The sequence below is a fragment of the Stenotrophomonas sp. 82F1 genome (genome assembly GCF_056861525.1).
On the sequence record NZ_JBSPUD010000027.1, the window covers coordinates 14548 to 30719 of the forward strand.

A 16172-nucleotide genomic window follows, 5' to 3' on the forward strand; every position below is an offset into this window, starting at 1 on the left:
TCCTTGAAGACGGTCCCCGCATTCTAGCCTGCGTGTCCGCCAGCCCCCCCTCCTGTCCGCTTAATGAAAGTGTCCGGAAAGGTGTCCGCGGACACCCGGACAGTAGTGCCGTCCCTGCAAATCATTGATGGAAAAGGAAATAAAGTTGGCACGCTGTGTGCTTTGTGTAGGGCACCACTCTGGCACCACCGACAGGCACGAACCCGATGATCCGCGACACCTCCGCCCAGGACCAGATCGTTTCCTCCGCTTCGGCCAGTGCTCCCAAGGCCGCATGGCACCGCTACCGCTGGCCGGCCCTGGCCGGCATCGCCCTGCTCGCCGGCATCGGCTGGGCCGTGCATGCCTGGTCCAACGCCAGCCGCTCGTTCGACAGCAGCCGGGTGCGCGTGGCCGAAGTGCAGCGCGGCGACCTGGTGCGCGACATCGCCGCCGACGGCCGCGTGATCGCCGCCAACAGCCCGGTGTTGTATGCGATCTCCGCCGGCACGGTGGACCTGAAGGTAGTGGCCGGCGACGTGGTCAAGAAGGGCCAGGAGCTGGCGATCATCGACAGCCCCGAGCTGCGCAGCAAGCTTGCCCAGGAGGAGGCCACCCTGGCGGGTCTGGAAGCCGAGGCCAGCCGCGCCACCCTCGATGCCACCCTGGCCCGGGCCAAGTCACGCAAGGAAACCGACCAGGCCAACATCGAGCGGCAGGCCGCCGACCGCGACCTGCAGCGCTACCAGCGCGGCTTCGATGGCGGTGCGGTGCCGCAGATCGATCTGGCCAAGGCCCAGGACACCCTGAAGAAGGCCGACATCAGCCTGGCCAATGCCACCACCGATGCGCGCCTGCAGAGCCAGGGCGCGGATCTGGACGCACGCAACAAGCGCTTGCTGGCCGACCGCCAGAAGGCCGTGGTGGCCGAAGTGCGGCGCCAGGTCGACGCACTGACCCTGCGCGCACCGTTCGATGGCCAGGTCGGCCAGGTGCAGGCTGTTCAGTCCACCAACCTGGCCGCCAACGCGCCGGTGCTGGGCGTGGTCGACCTGTCCAAGTTCGAGGTCGAGATCAAGGTGCCGGAAAGCTTCGCGCGCGACCTGGCGATCGGCATGCCGGCGCAGCTGACCGGCGGCAACGGCCAGCCGTTCCCGGGCGAGATCAGCGCAGTGTCGCCGGAAGTGGTCAATGGCGAGGTCAACGCCCGGGTCCGCTTTGCCGCCGCCCAGCCTGAAGGCCTGCGCCAGAGCCAGCGGATGTCGGTGCGGGTGCTGCTGGATACCCGCAGGAATGTCATGAAGGTAGAACGCGGCCCGTTCGTGGAACAGGGCAATGGCGTGGCGTACGTGATGGATGGCCGCACCGCGGTGCGGCGTCCGATCGAACTGGGCGTCAGCAGCCTGGGCGAAGTGGAAATCAAGTCGGGTGTGCAGCCGGGGGACCGCATCGTGGTCTCGGGCAGCGACCTGTTCAAGGACGCCGAACGCGTCTCCGTCAACTGACAACTCATACATCCTGGAGAGAGGACACCCCATGTACATGCTCGAAATGCGTTCGGTCGCCAAGGTCTTCCGCACCGAACAGGTGGAAACCCACGCGCTGCGTTCACTGGAATTGCAGGTCAAGGAAGGCGAGTTCGTCGCCGTCACCGGTCCGTCCGGCTCCGGCAAGACCACCTTCCTCAACATCGCCGGCCTGCTGGAAACCTTCACCAGCGGCACCTACATGCTGGACGGCCAGGACGTCAGCAAGCTCGGCGATGATGCCCGCAGCCGCCTGCGCAACCAGAAGATCGGCTTCATCTTCCAGGGCTTCAACCTGATTCCGGACCTCAACCTGTTCGACAACGTGGACGTGCCGCTGCGCTACCGCAAGATGAGCGCCGGCGAGCGCCGCGAGCGCATCGAGAAGGCACTGAGCCAGGTCGGCCTGGGCTCGCGCATGAAGCACTACCCGAACGAACTCTCCGGCGGCCAGCAGCAGCGCGCGGCGATTGCCCGTGCCCTGGCCGGCAGCCCGCGCCTGCTGCTGGCCGACGAACCGACCGGCAACCTGGACACGCAGATGGCGCGCGGGGTGATGGAACTGCTGGAGGAGATCAACGCCGCCGGCACCACCATCGTGATGGTCACCCACGACCCGGAACTGGCCGCGCGCGCGCAGCGCAACGTGCATATCGTCGACGGCCAGGTCACCGACCTGGTACGCGAGCCGGTGCTGGCCACCCCACGTCGCATCGTCGCCGTCAACGAGTGAGGGCACGACCATGTTCGCCTACTACGCCCGACTGGCGGTGCGCAGCTTCCGCCGCAACAAGGTACTGACCGCACTGATGGTGGTGGCCATCGCGCTGGGCATCGGTGCTTCGATGACCACCCTGACCGTGTTCCACGTGCTGTCTGGCGACCCGATCCCGGACAAGAGCGACCGCCTGTTCTACGTGCAGGTCGATCCGCGCCCGCGCTCGGGTTACCTGACAGGCGAAGAGCCGGAAACCCAGATGACCCGTTTCGATGCCGAGACGCTGCTGCGCGAAAAACGTGGCGAACGCCAGGCGATGATGAGTGCCGGCGATGTGACCGTCGAACCGGAAGGCAGCACGTTGAAGCCGTTCAACATCGACACGCGCTGGACCTCGGCCGACTTCTTCCCGATGTTCAACGTGCCGATGCTGTATGGCCGTGCCTGGACAGCCAGCGACGATGACGGTCGCGCACGCGTGGTGGTGCTGTCCAAGGTGATCAACGACAAGCTGTTCCAGGGTGCCGACAGTGTCGGCCGTGAGATCCGTGCCGATGGCCATTCGCTGCGGGTGATCGGCGTGATGGACACCTGGAATCCGGAACCGCACTTCTTCGACCTGACCGTCGGCAACTACGGCCGCGAAGAGGACCTGATGATGCCGCTGTCCACCGCGATGGACCTCAAGCTTGGCAGCAACGGCAACATGAACTGCTTCCGCGACGGCGCGCCCGACGACGACAGCAATTCGATCAACGCACCGTGCACCTGGATCCAGTACTGGGTGGAGCTTGACGCGTCCAAGGTCGAAGACTATCGCCGCTACCTGGTCAACTATTCGGACCAGCAGCGTGCTGCCGGCCGTTTCGAACGCCCTGCCAACGTGCGCCTGCGCAGCGTGATGGAGTGGCTGACCTTCAACAACGCAGTGCCCAGCGACGTGCGCCTGCAGATGTGGCTGGCGCTGGGTTTCCTCGGTGTCTGCCTGGTCAACACCGTTGGCCTGCTGCTGGCCAAGTTCCTGCGCCGCAGCGGTGAAATCGGTGTGCGTCGCGCACTGGGTGCCAGCCGCGGGCAGATCTTCCTGCAGTGCCTGGTCGAAGCGGGTGCGGTGGGCGTGGTCGGTGGCGTGCTCGGTATCGGCCTGGCGCTGCTGGGCCTGTACGCGGTACGCCAGCAGCCGGTGGATTACGCCAAGCTGGCCCACCTGGACGGCAGCATGCTGCTGCTCTCGCTCGGCCTGACCCTGCTGGCCAGCATCGCTGCCGGCTTCCTGCCCGCCTGGCGCGCGATGCAGGTCACCCCGGCCATCCAGCTCAAGTCGCAGTAAGCACGAGAACGAGGACTTCCCATGGACATCCGCCCCATCCTCAGCACCCTGCGCCGGCACAAGACCGCAGCCGCATTGATCGTGCTGGAAATCGCCCTGACCTGCGCCATCGTCTGCAATGCCCTGTTCCTGGTCACCCAGCGCGTGGAAAAGATCAGCCAGCCCAGCGGGCTGGCCGAGAACGAACTGGTGATGGTCAGGGTCAACGGCATCGGCAAGCAGACCAACGCCATGGCCCGCACCAACGAAGACCTGGCGTCGCTGCGCGCGATCCCCGGCGTGACCAGCGTGGCCAAGGTCAACCAGCTGCCGTTCCGCCGCAACTCGAGCAACACCAGCATCTCGCGCGAACGGGAGCAGGAACGCCCGACGGCCTTCGTGTCGCAGTACATGGTTGGTGAGAACGCTCTGTCCACGCTGGGCCTGCAACTGGTCGCCGGGCGAGACTTCCTGCCGAGCGAGTATATCGACCTGGAGGTAGCGCAGAAGAACCCGAAGCCTGACCGCGCCGCGCCGGTGATCATCAACCAGCAGGTCGCTGCAAAGATGTATCCGGACCAGAGCGCGCTGGGCAAGACGTTCTACATGGGCAACCAGGCGCTGCATGTGGTCGGCGTGGTCGCCCACCTGGCCACTCCGACCGATTACAACGACAACAGCACCTTGTCGATGATCCTGCCGGTGCGTACCGACTTCACCCGCGGGCCGTACATGCTGCGGACCTCACCGGAACGCCGCGATGAAGTGTTGAAGGGCGCGCTGGCCGCGTTGGAGCATAACGACCCCAACCGTCTGGTGCGCGAGAAGCTGACCTACCAGGAACAGCGCGCCGACTACTTCAAGAACGACCGCTCCATGGTCGGCCTGCTGGTCACCGTGTGCATCGCGCTGCTGGTGGTCACCGCACTGGGCATCGTCGGCCTGGCCAGCTTCTGGGTGCAGCAGCGCAGCAAGCAGATCGGCATCCGCCGCGCATTGGGCGCCACCCGTGGGCAGATCCTGCGCTACTTCCAGACCGAGAACTTCCTGCTGGCTACGTTGGGCATCGTGCTGGGCATGCTGGCGGCCTACGCCATCAACCTGGCGCTGATGAACATGTACGAGCTGCCGCGCATGCCGCTGCTGTACCTGCCGCTGGGCGCGGTACTGCTGTGGATGCTGGGCCAGATCGCGGTGTTCGGCCCGGCCCGCCGTGCCGCTGCCGTGCCGCCTGCCGTCGCCACGCGGGGGGCGTGAGATGCGCGCCGGCCTGCTGCTGGTGTTGTTGGCCCTGCCGCTGCCGGTACTCGCCGGCAGCAGCAGCGCGCAGACGCTGGAGTGGCGCCAGGACGATGCGCGGCTGGCGCTGCGCTCGACCGAGGGCGTGGTGCGGGTGGATGTGGCCAGCCCGGAAGCCCGCTTCGGTGTGCGCAGCGGCGACCGCATCCTGCGCGTGGACGATTCGCCGGTGCGGCAGATCGAGCAGCTCGCCGATGCCATGCAGGCGGCATCGACGGCCACCGTCTACCTGCTGCTGCGGCGCGATGGGCGGATGCTCACCGTGCCGGTGAACGTGGCCCAGTGGCGCCCCGCGCTGGCGCCGCCACCACCACCGCCAGCTCCCCCGCCTCCGCCTCCGCCACGGCGCTGAGGCCCGGCGGCTCCTGCGCCGCCATCGGTTTGGCTATGCTTGGTGGGTGGTGCCGAAAGCTCCGGCGTCATCCACCCTTTTCCGTGCGCGGCGCCGACGCTTTCCGGCGCTTCCCTGCCCTCCCAGAAGCCGCCGAATGCCTGCGATCCTGATCATCGACGACAACGCCAGCGTGGGAACCGCGCTGGACGTGCTGTTCTCCCTGCACGACATCGACACCCTGCTGGCGCAGAGCCCGGCCGAAGGGCTGGCGCTGCTGGAGTCGCAGGCGGTCGACCTGGTCATCCAGGACATGAACTTCAGCGAGGACACCACCTCCGGCGAGGAAGGCGAGGCGCTGTTCGCGCAGATCCGCGAACGCCACCCCGATCTGCCGGTGATCCTGCTGACGGCCTGGACCCACCTGAGCAGCGCGGTGGACCTGGTCAAGGCCGGCGCCGCCGACTACCTGGCCAAACCCTGGGATGACCGCAAGCTGCTGACCACGGTCAACAACCTGCTGGAACTGTCCGAAGCGCGGCGCGAACTGGACCAGCGACGCCAGCGCGAACAGCGCCAGCGCCATGCACTGGAAGACAAGTACGCGTTGTGTGGCGCGGTGTTCGCCGACCCCGCCAGCGAGCGGGTGATCGCCCTGGCCTGCCAGGTCGCGCGCTCGGAGCTGCCGGTGCTGATCACCGGCCCCAATGGCGCGGGCAAGGAGAAGATCGCGCAGATCATCCAGGCCAACTCGCTGGTGGCCAAGGGCCCGTTCGTTGCGGTGAACTGCGGTGCGCTGCCCTCCGAACTGATCGAGGCCGAACTGTTCGGTGCCGAGGCCGGTGCCTATACCGGCGCCAACAAGGCGCGCGAAGGCAAGTTCGAGGCGGCCGACGGCGGCACGCTGTTCCTGGATGAAATCGGCAACCTGTCGCTGGGCGGACAGATGAAGCTGCTGCGCGTGCTGGAGACAGGACGCTTCGAGCGCCTGGGTTCCAACCGCGAACGCCAGGTCAAGGTGCGCGTGGTCAGTGCGACCAATGCCGAACTGCCGGCAATGATCCGCGAGGGTACGTTCCGCGAAGACCTCTACTACCGGCTCAACACGGTGGAACTGGCGCTGCCGCCGCTGGCCGACCGGCCCGGCGACATCGTGCCGTTGGCCGAGCATTTCCTCAGCATCGGCAAGCCGCTGTCCAGCACGGCCGCCACTGCGCTGCAGCGGCACCTGTGGCCGGGCAACGTGCGTGAGCTGCGCAACGTGATCCAGCGTGCCGAACTGCTGGCCACCGGCAACCGCATCGAAGTTGCCGATCTCAACCTGCCACGTGCGCCTGCGGCACCGCGCCCGACGCCAAGCGCCGGCAATGATCCCGACCGCGCACGCATCGAAGAAGTGCTGGCGCGCAACCACGGGGTCATCGCCCAGGCGGCCAACGAACTTGGACTGAGCCGGCAGGCGCTGTACCGGCGCATGGACCGCCACGGCATCCCGCGCGAATGAAACGACGTTCCTTCACCTTCCGCCTGTTCCTGCGCCTGCTGCCGGTGCTGGCGCTGGCTGCCGCGCTGCCGTGGCTGCTGGCGTACTGGATGGACCATGGCTGGGTGGTGACCACGGTCTCCACGATCATCCTGCTGTCATTGATGTGGTGGACGCTGCGCCGCGCCACCGCACCGGTGCGCTCGTTGATGCGGGCGCTGTCCGGCACCACCAGCAGCTACCGCGACGGTGAGTACAACTTCGGTATCTACTGGCCCGGCAATGACGAACTGGGTGACCTGGTGCAGGCACACCGCGAACTGGGCGAAGTGCTGCGCGCACAACGCCAGGGCCTGGTGCAGCGCGAACTGCTGCTGGACACCATGGTGCAGAACACACCGGTGGCGATGCTGCTGATTGCGGCCGGTGGCGATGGTATTTCCCGCGTGGTGTTCTCCAACCTGGCGGCGCGCAAGCTGCTGCATGGCGGCTGGAAGCTGGAAGGCCAGCGCATGGAAGACGTGCTCGAGCAGCTGCCGGTGGAGCTGCGCGATGCCATCGGCCGCGGCGGCGACAGCCTGTTCGCGGTGAAAGCTGAAAACGAAGACGGTGTGGAAGGCGACGAGGATGACGAACAGGTCTATCACCTGTCGCGGCGCGCGTTCCAGCTCAACGGCCGTCCGCATGACCTGCTGCTGGTGCGCCAGCTCACTGCCGAACTGCGCCGGCAGGAAGTACAGACCTGGAAGAAGGTGATCCGGGTGATCAGCCACGAACTCAACAACTCGCTGGCGCCGATCGCATCGCTGGCGCACTCCGGTGGCGAACTGGTCAAGCGCGAGCGCTTTGACCGGCTGCCGGAGATCTTCACCACCATCGAAGACCGCGCACGCCACCTGGAAGGCTTCATCCGCGGCTACGCGCGTTTCGCCAAGCTGCCGCAGCCGCAACTGCAGACCGTGCAGTGGGTGCCATTCCTGTCCAGCCTGTGCCAGCAGATTCCGTTCACCATGGAGCGTGAACCCGACGAGGAGCTGAGCAGCCGGATCGACATCGCCCAGTTCGGCCAGGCCCTGCTCAACCTGCTGAAGAACGCGCACGAGGCCTGCGCCGAAGCAGATCCGCCGAACGACGACGTGCAGGTGCAGCTGACCCGGCTGCCGCAGTGGTTGCGGCTGGATGTGCTGGATCGGGGCAAGGGCATGAACGAGCAGGTGCTGCAGAATGCGCTGATGCCGTTCTATTCGACCAAGCGCAATGGCACCGGCCTGGGGCTGGCACTCACCCGCGAGATCGTCGAGGCGCACGGTGGCAGGGTGTCGCTGCAGAACCGCACCGACGGGGGGCTGTGTGTGTCGATCCTGTTGCCGGTGGGGTAGGTTTGTTCTTCCTTCTTCTGTTGATTGCTGAAGGTTGATCATTGTTCATGGGTGTCACTTTTCTTTTCGCGCGAAAAGAAAAGTAACCAAAAGAAACGCGCCGCCGGTCCGCGAGCCGTCGTGCTGCGCACGCCGGTACCCTGCGCTCCTCGGTCCGTCGAGGGACGGCGCGGGAACTCGCTTCGCTCAGACACCCGCGCCTCTTCGCCCTCGCCGGCCCTGCGGTGCTCGGCTCGCTTCAAGGCGGACTCGAGAAGCAAAGCAAAAGCATCCACGCATGGCGTGGATCTACTGGGTGCAGCTGTGGGGTTTGACTTGGGTCCGCCTTGAAGCGAGCCGAGCACCGCAGGGGAATCAGGGGCGAAGAGGTGCCGATGTCTGAGCGCAGCGAGTTCGGCACCGGCCCCTGATTCGCCGAGGAGCGCAGGGCACCGATGCGCAGCATCGGCTCGCGGCCGGCGGAACGTTTCTTTTGGTTACTTTTCTTTGCGTACAAAGAAAAGTGACACCCATGAAAGATGAGCAACCATCAGCAATCAACAGAAGAAGCAAAAACTAAAGCACCCGCCGCATCGCCACCCGCAACTGCATCGGAAATCCCAGCGCGGCTTCCTCGGCCATCACCACTCGCAGGCCCGCGCTCCACTCCGCCTCCGGCAGCACGTTGAATCCTTCGCTGCCGTAGAAAGGCGCATTCCACGGCACATCCGACAACGTGGTCAGCACTGCCGCCGGGTAGCCAAGCGCCTTGGCCTCGGCCAGCGCATGCCGCAGCAGCGCGCGCCCGCAGCCACGCCGCGCGTGGCTGGGATCCACATCCATCTGCAGCACATGGAAATCGCCGTCGAGCGCGTCGCCCAGCAGGTAGCCGGCGATGCTGCCATCGGCGCCGTCGATGACCCACAACTGGCCACGCTGCAGTCCAGCCTGCAACACGGGAAGGTCCAGTCCATGACCGGCGAACACCGGGTACGCCTCGTGCCCGCGCAGCAGTTCGCCCGCACGCTGTTCGATGCGGGGCAACGCGTCGAGCTCATCGACGCGCGGTGGCCTCGGCTCAGCGCTTCTTGATGGGACGCTGCCAGCCATCGATCGTTTCCTGGCGTGCGCGGGCCACGGTCAGCTTGCCATCCGGCGCAGTGCGGGTGATGACCGAACCTGCAGCGATCGTCGCCCCTTCACCGATCAGCACCGGCGCCACCAGCGAACTGTTGGAGCCGATGAAGGCGTTGTCGCCGATGGTGGTGGTCGACTTGTTCACGCCGTCGTAGTTGCAGGTGATGGTGCCCGCACCGATGTTGACCTTGCTGCCGATCACCGCATCGCCCAGGTAGGTCAGGTGGTTGGCCTTGCTGCCCACGCCCAGGGTGACCTTCTTGGTTTCCACGAAGTTGCCCACGTGCACGCCATCGGCCAGCACCGTGCCCGGGCGCAGCCGCGCGAACGGGCCGATCTGTGCCGCACCCTCGCTGATCACGCCTTCGACATCGCAGTGCGCACGCACTTCGGTGCCCGCGCCAAGGGTGACGTCCTTCAGCCGGGTGAACGGGCCGACGGTCACGCCATCGCCCAGCACCACCTTGCCTTCCAGGATCACGTCGACATCGATCATCACGTCGCTGCCGACGATCACCTCACCACGGATATCCACCCGCGCCGGATCCCGCACGCGCGCGCCCTGGATGCACAGCGCGCGCACCGCGCGCCGTTGCCAGGCCCGTTCCAGCTGCGAGAGCTGCCAGGGATCATTCGCGCCTTCCGCGTCCTGCGCATCGGCCACCAGGGCCATCTCCGCCGGAGTGAACTCGCGGGCGGCGAAGGCGAACACATCGGTCAGGTAGTACTCGCCCTGCGCGTTGCTGTTGGACAGCTGTGACAGCCAACGGCGCAGCGCGGTCGACTCGGCAGTGATGATGCCAGTGTTGATGATGCGCACCCGGCGCTGTTCGTCATCGGCATCCTTCTGCTCGACGATCGCCCCCACCTTGCCTTCGGCATCGCGCAGCACGCGACCATAGCCGGTGGGATCGTCGACATCGGCAACCAGCACGGCCAGCCGGCCCGGCTGGGCCAGCAGCTCGCGCAGGGTCTGCGCACGGATCAACGGCACATCGCCGTACAACACCAGCACCTGTGCGGCGTCGGGCACCTCCGGCATGGCCTGGGCCACGGCGTGGCCAGTACCCAGCTGCTGCGCTTGTTCAGCCCACAACAGGTCCGGCTGGTCGGCAAAATAGCTGCGCACCTGGTCCCCGCCGTGGCCGTACACCACATGGATGGCAGCCGGCTGCAGTTCGCGCGCGGTGGCGATCACATGCGCCAGCATCGGTTGCCCGGCAATCGGCTGCAGGACCTTGGGCAGCACCGATTTCATGCGTTTACCGGCGCCAGCGGCGAGGATGATTACGTGCAGGGGTTGGGTCATGGAGAGGGGCCGCGCAGCGGCGGTAATCTGAGGACTGACTGATAGGATAGCCGAGCTCTTTCCCCACCTGACGTGAACCGTGCGCTGCCTGAAGGAACAATTCCTCGATCTGCTGCCCTGGACGGGCCCGCTGCTGCTGGGTGGGATCGGGAAGGCACGGCGATGACCCTCGTCCGCCAGGGTAGCTCGTACATCGTCATCGGCCTGGTGCAGCTGCTGCTGGACTGGCTGGTATTCGTGGGCAGTACCGCACTCGGGCTGCCTGTCGCCCCGGCCAACGTCGTCGGCCGTCTGGCCGGCATGCTGCTCGGCTTCTGGCTCAACGGCCGCTATACCTTTGCTGCTGCGGGCCAACAGCGCCTGGGCTGGAAGCGCTTCGCGCGCTTCCTCCTGCTGTGGATGCTGCTAACCGCGGCCAGCACGCTGCTGGTGGCCGCCGCCGACCATGCGTTGGGGTTGCAGTACGCATGGCTCGCCAAGCCGCTGGTGGAAGGCGGCCTGGCGCTGGTGTCGTTCATGCTGCTGCGGCACGTGGTGTACCGCTGACCGGATTCAATGACGGCCGGCGTCGCCGGCCAGGCGCGCGCTCAATCCCTCGCGCCACAACTGCAGCGGGCTGTAGCGCAACTGCAGCTGATGGCGGCCTGCCGGTACGCACAGCGCGTGAAACAGGCCATTGCCACGCAACACTGGCAGTACGGCGCCACTTTCCAAGCGGGCCTGCCAGCCAAGGGCAGTGACCTCGTTGACCACGACCCATGCGGGGCGATCGGCCTCCACCGTGAGCTCGATCCGGCCAGGCTGGTAGTGCTGCACCTGGATGTCGGCCTCCCCGGCACCCTGCTCCGGGCACGCGGCGCTGGCCATGGCTGGCAGCCAGAGCTCCCGGCTGAAATCGGTCTGGTTGAATTCAACCGCCGGAGGCAGACGCGCATCGTGGCGTCGAACGTTGCGAGGATTGAGCACGCGCGGCAGCACGCTGTCGCGTCGTGCCAGCTCGACCTGGTCACCCTGCGCGCTTGAACCCGGGAACGGATCCTGGGCCAGCAGCCAGCGCACGCCCAGCAGATCGTACAAAGGCGCTGTTGTGTCCGTTGCCCAGGCCGTCGGCAGTTTCTGCTGGAACGTATCCACCGGCTCACCCGGCATGCCGGTCATCTGCAGGTAGTCGCTGGCCAGCAGCGGGTTGTAACCGTTTGCCAGCGCGATCGCATGGACCGCAGCGCCGTTGGTGAGTCCGCCTATGCCGAAGACCACAGCGCGCTCGGGCAATCCGGGTTGCTGCTCTGCCGCGAGCAGCGCGTAGGCACGCTGCGCAGGTCCAGCACGGTCGGCCGTCAGCACCGACTTGGTACCGCTGCCCGCGTTGAAACGGGTTCCCACGTTGAACATCAGCAGATCCAACACCACCAACGCGAACAGCCAGCCCGCGGGTGCCCGGTGGCGGCGCAGCAACAGCACCGCCGCGCTCCCGAGGGCCGCGCTGATGCCGAGCCAGGCAAAAGCCACCAGCTGACCGCGCTCGATCGCCATCCATGCACTGGAAACGGCCAGCAATGCGACAGCACCCACAGACGTCCACGGCAACCGCAACGGGCCTCGCTGCAGTGCAACCTGCAAGGCGTTGGCACCCAGCCAGGCCGCTGCGGGAAGGGTAAGGAACAAGGCATCTGCAGGGCGCCGGAACAGATCCAGGCCGGGCAGCCATGTGAACAACCACGGGAACAGCGGCGTTGTCCCACCCAGCGCGATCAGCACCGTCAGGATCACCACGCCCAGCGCGATGCGGGTCGCAGCGGGTTTGCCCCGCAGCACTTCACCGCCCCATCCCAGCCAGAGCGCCAGCGGCACCGCACCCAGATAGAGGTAATCGGCGCTGATGTCACCAAAGGCCCAGCTGTCACCGCGCCCCTGCGAGAACACGTTGCCGGACAGAAGCGTCGACAGGGTCTGCCAGTGGATGGCTCCCGGCAATGCAGCCTCCAATGACAGACCGTCACGATTGGTCTCGCCCAACCACGCCAGCGTGGACAACCACTGCGGCGCACTGATCGCTCCTGCGAGCAGCGCGACAAGGCCGAACCGAAGCAGCATTCGTACGTGCTGGCCCTTCGCCAGCACCACCGCACCCACGGCATGGATCGCGCAGGCGAGGATGATGAAATAGGTAACCTGGGTCAGCTGCAGCGCACACAGTCCACCGGCGATACCCGCCAACAGCACATCACGCGCCCGTCCATGGCGGCGGACCTGCTCCATGCCCAGCCAGAGCCAGGGCAGCAGGCTATAACTGACGATCATCGGTGTGTGCTGGAGGCGCGATGCGGCCACCCCGCCGAACATCAACACCAGGGCGAACAGCAGCTGCGTCAGTGGCGGCATCCCCTGCACGCGCCCCAGTCGCAGGGCACCAAAGCCACCAACCAGTACATGCAGCAGCACGACCACGGTGAACAAGTGCAACGACGTCGGTGCCAGCAGCATCGGCAGCAGCATGCTCGGCTGCAACGTCATCATCTGCGGGTCGGCCAGCTGCGGGTAGCCACCGTACAGATACGGATTCCACCATGGCGCCTGCAGATGTCGCAGTTGTTCAGCACTGAAACTGATCGCGGGGAAGAACTGCTGAACGGCATCGAATGGAATGGTCTTGATGCCCAGCAACCACGGCAGGCAGAGCACGATCCAGGCAGTCAGGAACATGCCTTCCGGTGTGCACCAGCGCCGTTGCCAGCTGCCCATGCCCTGCGACGCTGTCGATGATTGCTGCATTCCCTGCCTCCGTGGAAAACAAACAGAAACGCCGGCATGGCAGCCGGCGTTCCTGCATTCACCCGTGCCTGGCAGGCACGGATGTCACCTCGGCACCGTTCAGTGCTTGAGGGTCTTGCGCAGGCGCTCCAGCGCCTGCAGCTGGACAACGGCTTCGGCCAGCTTCTGCTGGGCTTCGGCCACTTCCATCGCTTCGCCACGGTTGGCCAGGATGCGCTCGGCTTCTTCCTTGGCCTTGCGGACCGAGGCTTCGTCGATGTCCTGTGCGCGGATCGCGGTGTCGGCCAGCACGGTCACCACCTGCGGCTGCACTTCCAGGATGCCGCCGGAAATGGCGAAATCCAGCTGCTCGCCGCTCGGCGTGGTCACTACCACCTTGCCCGGCTTCAGGCGGGTGATCAGCGGTGCGTGCTTGGGCGCGATGCCCAGTTCGCCCAGCTCACCGGTGGCCACGACCAGGGTCGCTTCGCCACGGAAGATTTCCTGCTCGGCGCTGACGATGTCGCAACGGATGGTGCTCATGTAACTCTCTTCGCTAGGGGGCGGGTCGAACCCACCGCAGGGATTCCGCAGCGGTGGGCGCAGGCCCACCCCGTGTCACGGTCGGGACGGGCGTGTGCCCGTCCCCGCCGCATCAGGCCTTCTCGGCCATCTTCTTGGCCTTCTCGACCGCTTCTTCGATGCTGCCGACCATGTAGAACGCCTGCTCCGGCAGGTGGTCGTACTCGCCATCGACGATGGCCTTGAAGCCACGGATGGTGTCCTTCAGCGACACGTACTTGCCCGGCGAGCCGGTGAACACTTCGGCCACGTGGAACGGCTGGCTGAAGAAGCGCTCGATCTTGCGGGCGCGCGACACGGCCTGCTTGTCTTCTTCGGACAGTTCGTCCATGCCCAGGATGGCGATGATGTCCTTCAGTTCCTTGTACTTCTGCAGGGTCTGCTGGACGCGCTGGGCGGTGTCGTAGTGCTCGTGGCCGATGACCAGCGGGTCCATCTGGCGGCTGGTGGAGTCCAGCGGATCGACCGCCGGGTAGATACCCAGCGAAGCGATCGAACGCGACAGGGTCACGGTCGAGTCCAGGTGGGCGAAGGTGGTCGCCGGCGACGGATCGGTCAAGTCATCGGCCGGCACGTAGACGGCCTGGATCGAGGTGATCGAACCATTCTTGGTCGAGGTGATGCGCTCCTGCAGGACGCCCATTTCCTCGGCCAGGGTCGGCTGGTAGCCCACTGCCGACGGCATACGACCCAGCAGTGCCGACACTTCGGTACCGGCCAGGGTGTAGCGGTAGATGTTGTCGACGAACAGCAGCACGTCCTTGCCCTTGCCGTTCTCGTCCTTCTCGTCGCGGAAGTACTCGGCCATGGTCAGGCCGGTCAGGGCGACGCGCAGACGGTTGCCCGGCGGCTCGTTCATCTGGCCGTACACCATCGCGACCTTGTCCAGGACGTTGGAGTCCTTCATCTCGTGGTAGAAGTCGTTGCCCTCACGGGTACGCTCACCCACGCCGGCGAACACGGACAGACCGCTGTGCGCCTTGGCGATGTTGTTGATCAGCTCCATCATGTTGACGGTCTTGCCGACGCCGGCGCCGCCGAACAGGCCGACCTTGCCGCCCTTGGCGAACGGGCACATCAGGTCGATGACCTTGATGCCGGTTTCCAGCAGCTCGGTGGCCGGGGACTGGTCTTCGTACGACGGAGCAGCGCGGTGGATTTCCCAGGTATCGCTGGCGGCGACCGGACCGGCTTCGTCGATCGGGCGGCCGAGCACGTCCATGATGCGGCCCAGGGTGCCAGCGCCGACCGGCACGGAGATGCCGCGCTCGGTGTTGGTGGCCACCAGGTTGCGCTTCAGGCCATCGGTGGAGCCCAGCGCGATGCAGCGGACCACGCCGTCACCGAGCTGCTGCTGCACTTCCAGGGTGATTTCGGTGTTGTCCACCTTCAGCGCGTGGTACACCTTCGGCACCGACTCGCGGGGGAATTCGACGTCGACGACGGCGCCGATGATCTGAACGATCTTGCCCTGACTCATTGCTGCATCCTCTAAATGTGTGCTTTTAACGAACGCGGTCAGACTGCTGCCGCGCCGCCGACGATTTCGGAGATTTCCTGGGTGATCGCTGCCTGGCGGGCCTTGTTGTAGACCAGCTGCAGGGTTCCGATCAGCTTGTTGGCGTTGTCACTGGCCGACTTCATCGCCACCATGCGCGCGGCATGCTCGGAAGCGACGTTTTCCAGCAGCGCCTGGTACACCAGCGACTCGATGTAACGCGTCATCACGTGCTCGAGCACGGTCGCGGCATCGGGTTCGTACAGGTAGTCCCAGTCGTGGTGCGCAACCTGCTTCTCCGCGGCCGGCAGCGGCAGCAGCTGATCGAAGCTGGCCTTCTGCACCATGGTGTTGACGAAGCGGTTGTAGACCAGATACACGCGGTCGACCTTGCCTTCGGTGAAGGCGTCGAGCATGACCTTGATCACACCGATCAGCGATTCCAGCTTCGGCGTGTCGCCGATGTGGGTCACCGTGCCGACCATGTTCACCTTGACCCGGCGGAAGAAGGTCGATGCCTTCTGGCCGATGGTCACCAGGTCCACTTCGGCGCCCTTGTCCTGCCAGGCCTTGGCTTCGCCAAGCATCTTGCGGAACAGGTTGTTGTTGAGGCCGCCGGCCAGACCGCGATCAGAGGAGATCACGATGAAACCGACCCGCTTGACCTGCTCACGCTCGACCAGGAACGGATGCTGGTAGTCGGTGCTGGCCTGCGCCAGGTGGCCGATCACCTGCTTCATCGCCTGCGCGTACGGACGCGAGGTCTTCATCCGATCCTGCGCCTTGCGGATCTTGGAGGCCGAGACCATTTCCAGGGCGCGCGTCACCTTGCGGGTGTTCTGCACGCTCTTGATCTTGGTTTTGATTTCGCGTCCGCTTGCCATCTTTTATT

Annotated in this window: 14 protein-coding genes; 8 read left to right on the forward strand and 6 right to left on the reverse strand. The window is 65.8% G+C overall.

What is annotated here, in order from left to right; all coding sequences use genetic code 11:
- The first annotated feature begins 206 nt into the window (after positions 1-206).
- The 7 genes from AC13GI_RS19540 to AC13GI_RS19570 all read left to right on the forward strand — a co-directional run bounded on the left by AC13GI_RS19540 (position 207) and on the right by AC13GI_RS19570 (position 8024).
- Positions 207-1484, forward strand: a complete 1278-nt coding sequence (locus AC13GI_RS19540; RefSeq protein ID WP_482997111.1) for an efflux RND transporter periplasmic adaptor subunit — start codon at positions 207-209, stop codon at positions 1482-1484.
- A gap of 31 nt (positions 1485-1515) precedes the next feature.
- Positions 1516-2238 carry an ABC transporter ATP-binding protein gene (locus tag AC13GI_RS19545; protein WP_032976565.1) on the forward strand — a complete coding sequence of 241 codons (723 nt, stop codon included), beginning with the start codon at positions 1516-1518 and terminating at the stop codon, positions 2236-2238.
- A 10-nt stretch (positions 2239-2248) separates the two neighbouring features.
- Positions 2249-3553, forward strand: coding sequence for an ABC transporter permease (locus tag AC13GI_RS19550; RefSeq protein WP_482997112.1), 1305 nt, complete (start codon positions 2249-2251; stop codon positions 3551-3553).
- A 21-nt stretch (positions 3554-3574) separates the two neighbouring features.
- Positions 3575-4789, forward strand: coding sequence for an ABC transporter permease (locus tag AC13GI_RS19555; RefSeq protein WP_099820583.1), 1215 nt, complete (start codon positions 3575-3577; stop codon positions 4787-4789).
- Position 4790: 1 nt separating this feature from the next.
- The gene (locus AC13GI_RS19560) at positions 4791-5183 is read left to right on the forward strand and encodes a PDZ domain-containing protein (protein WP_482997113.1); all 393 of its coding nucleotides are present in this window, start codon (positions 4791-4793) and stop codon (positions 5181-5183) included.
- Between the two features lie 136 nt (positions 5184-5319).
- Positions 5320-6666: a sigma-54-dependent transcriptional regulator gene (locus AC13GI_RS19565; RefSeq protein ID WP_482997114.1), complete on the forward strand. Its 1347-nt coding sequence runs from the start codon at positions 5320-5322 to the stop codon at positions 6664-6666.
- Complete coding sequence (locus AC13GI_RS19570; RefSeq protein WP_482997115.1) at positions 6663-8024, forward strand: sensor histidine kinase; 1362 nt, start codon at positions 6663-6665, stop codon at positions 8022-8024. Before AC13GI_RS19565 ends, AC13GI_RS19570 begins: the two co-directional genes overlap by 4 nt.
- A gap of 555 nt (positions 8025-8579) precedes the next feature.
- Here the strand turns inward: AC13GI_RS19570 and AC13GI_RS19575 are convergent.
- Positions 8580-9113, reverse strand: coding sequence for a GNAT family N-acetyltransferase (locus tag AC13GI_RS19575; protein WP_482997116.1), 534 nt, complete (start codon positions 9111-9113; stop codon positions 8580-8582).
- Entirely contained in the window at positions 9082-10449 is a 1368-nt protein-coding gene (gene glmU, locus AC13GI_RS19580; RefSeq protein WP_482997117.1) for a bifunctional UDP-N-acetylglucosamine diphosphorylase/glucosamine-1-phosphate N-acetyltransferase GlmU, read from the reverse strand. The genes AC13GI_RS19575 and glmU overlap by 32 nt, the downstream gene beginning before the upstream one ends.
- A 162-nt stretch (positions 10450-10611) precedes the next feature.
- Between glmU and AC13GI_RS19585 the strand changes: the two genes are divergently transcribed.
- A complete protein-coding gene (locus tag AC13GI_RS19585) occupies positions 10612-10995 on the forward strand; it encodes a GtrA family protein (protein ID WP_482997118.1) in 384 nt (127 codons plus the stop codon).
- A 6-nt stretch (positions 10996-11001) separates the two neighbouring features.
- On the opposite strand, the gene AC13GI_RS19590 is transcribed toward AC13GI_RS19585, so the two are convergent.
- The 4 genes from AC13GI_RS19590 to atpG all read right to left on the reverse strand — a co-directional run bounded on the left by AC13GI_RS19590 (position 11002) and on the right by atpG (position 16164).
- On the reverse strand, positions 11002-13221 hold the full coding sequence (locus AC13GI_RS19590) for a hypothetical protein (RefSeq protein ID WP_482997119.1): 2220 nt from the start codon (positions 13219-13221) through the stop codon (positions 11002-11004).
- A gap of 99 nt (positions 13222-13320) precedes the next feature.
- On the reverse strand, positions 13321-13743 hold the full coding sequence (locus AC13GI_RS19595) for a F0F1 ATP synthase subunit epsilon (protein ID WP_025877355.1): 423 nt from the start codon (positions 13741-13743) through the stop codon (positions 13321-13323).
- Between the two features lie 112 nt (positions 13744-13855).
- Complete coding sequence (gene atpD, locus AC13GI_RS19600; RefSeq protein ID WP_089237045.1) at positions 13856-15262, reverse strand: F0F1 ATP synthase subunit beta; 1407 nt, start codon at positions 15260-15262, stop codon at positions 13856-13858.
- A 38-nt stretch (positions 15263-15300) separates the two neighbouring features.
- Positions 15301-16164, reverse strand: a complete 864-nt coding sequence (atpG, locus tag AC13GI_RS19605) for a F0F1 ATP synthase subunit gamma (protein ID WP_089237047.1) — start codon at positions 16162-16164, stop codon at positions 15301-15303.
- Positions 16165-16172 lie beyond the last annotated feature (8 nt).

What these genes read in the sequence shown, in the direction of transcription:
- AC13GI_RS19585 (WP_482997118.1), top strand. Translation starts at nt 10,612, where the DNA reads ATGACCCTCGTCCGCCAGGGTAGCTCGTACATCGTCATCGGCCTGGTG.
- AC13GI_RS19595 (WP_025877355.1), bottom strand. Translation starts at nt 13,743, where the DNA reads ATGAGCACCATCCGTTGCGACATCGTCAGCGCCGAGCAGGAAATCTTC.
- AC13GI_RS19555 (WP_099820583.1), top strand. Translation starts at nt 3,575, where the DNA reads ATGGACATCCGCCCCATCCTCAGCACCCTGCGCCGGCACAAGACCGCA.
- atpG (WP_089237047.1), bottom strand. Translation starts at nt 16,164, where the DNA reads ATGGCAAGCGGACGCGAAATCAAAACCAAGATCAAGAGCGTGCAGAAC.
- AC13GI_RS19560 (WP_482997113.1), top strand. Translation starts at nt 4,791, where the DNA reads ATGCGCGCCGGCCTGCTGCTGGTGTTGTTGGCCCTGCCGCTGCCGGTA.
- AC13GI_RS19550 (WP_482997112.1), top strand. Translation starts at nt 2,249, where the DNA reads ATGTTCGCCTACTACGCCCGACTGGCGGTGCGCAGCTTCCGCCGCAAC.
- AC13GI_RS19565 (WP_482997114.1), top strand. Translation starts at nt 5,320, where the DNA reads ATGCCTGCGATCCTGATCATCGACGACAACGCCAGCGTGGGAACCGCG.
- atpD (WP_089237045.1), bottom strand. Translation starts at nt 15,262, where the DNA reads ATGAGTCAGGGCAAGATCGTTCAGATCATCGGCGCCGTCGTCGACGTC.
- AC13GI_RS19545 (WP_032976565.1), top strand. Translation starts at nt 1,516, where the DNA reads ATGTACATGCTCGAAATGCGTTCGGTCGCCAAGGTCTTCCGCACCGAA.
- glmU (WP_482997117.1), bottom strand. Translation starts at nt 10,449, where the DNA reads ATGACCCAACCCCTGCACGTAATCATCCTCGCCGCTGGCGCCGGTAAA.
- AC13GI_RS19590 (WP_482997119.1), bottom strand. Translation starts at nt 13,221, where the DNA reads ATGCAGCAATCATCGACAGCGTCGCAGGGCATGGGCAGCTGGCAACGG.
- AC13GI_RS19575 (WP_482997116.1), bottom strand. Translation starts at nt 9,113, where the DNA reads ATGGCTGGCAGCGTCCCATCAAGAAGCGCTGAGCCGAGGCCACCGCGC.
- AC13GI_RS19570 (WP_482997115.1), top strand. Translation starts at nt 6,663, where the DNA reads ATGAAACGACGTTCCTTCACCTTCCGCCTGTTCCTGCGCCTGCTGCCG.
- AC13GI_RS19540 (WP_482997111.1), top strand. Translation starts at nt 207, where the DNA reads ATGATCCGCGACACCTCCGCCCAGGACCAGATCGTTTCCTCCGCTTCG.